Source organism: Arcobacter sp., from assembly GCF_050300555.1.
Taxonomy (GTDB): Bacteria; Campylobacterota; Campylobacteria; order Campylobacterales; family Arcobacteraceae; genus Arcobacter.
In genome coordinates this window covers 1-589 of the sequence record NZ_JBNKXY010000266.1, presented here as the reverse complement: position 1 = coordinate 589, position 589 = coordinate 1, and the positions used below count along the sequence as shown (strand labels likewise).

Below are 589 nucleotides of genomic sequence, written 5' to 3'. Positions count from 1 at the left end.
ACTTTTATTGACTTTCTACACATGAAGGAAAATGTAGGAGCACTTCATCACACCATAAAATATGCAACGACATGAATGCAACAAACATATATATATATATATATATATATATATATCATATATAAATAATGCTTTAAAGTTTTACTTCCTTGTGAAAATCAGGGTGTTGCATGGATAAGATTGATGATGTCCATGAAAGCCGATTTAAAGCATTGGAAGAAATAGAGAAGGAGAAGATCAAGATAGCTAAGGCATACAACAAACATGTCGTGGAAAAATTGTTCCAAGTTGGAGATCTAATATGGAAAATGATTTTGCCATTGGGGACTCGAAGTGGTAAGTTTGGTAAATGGTCGCCTAGTTGGGAAGGACCGTTTAGAGTTATCCGGGTTGTGCCGGGTAATGCTTACTTCATGGAGGATCTTGAAGGAGATACGTTGCCAAAAGCTTTAAATGGAAAGTATTTAAAATGCTACTATCCTAACATGTGGCAAGACCGATAAAGGCGGTTATCATGTCAAGGAGAATTGGTGGAACCAAGAGGCATGGAAGGTTATGGGTAATTATTCGGTGTAAGCATGAAAAGAAT

General features: G+C 36.3%; 1 protein-coding gene. It reads left to right on the top strand.

Features of this window, described 5'->3' with window-relative positions; all coding sequences use genetic code 11:
- Positions 1–170: 170 nt before the first annotated feature.
- On the top strand, positions 171–503 hold the full coding sequence (locus ACQY5W_RS13365) for a hypothetical protein (protein ID WP_428025462.1): 333 nt from the start codon (positions 171–173) through the stop codon (positions 501–503).
- Positions 504–589 lie beyond the last annotated feature (86 nt).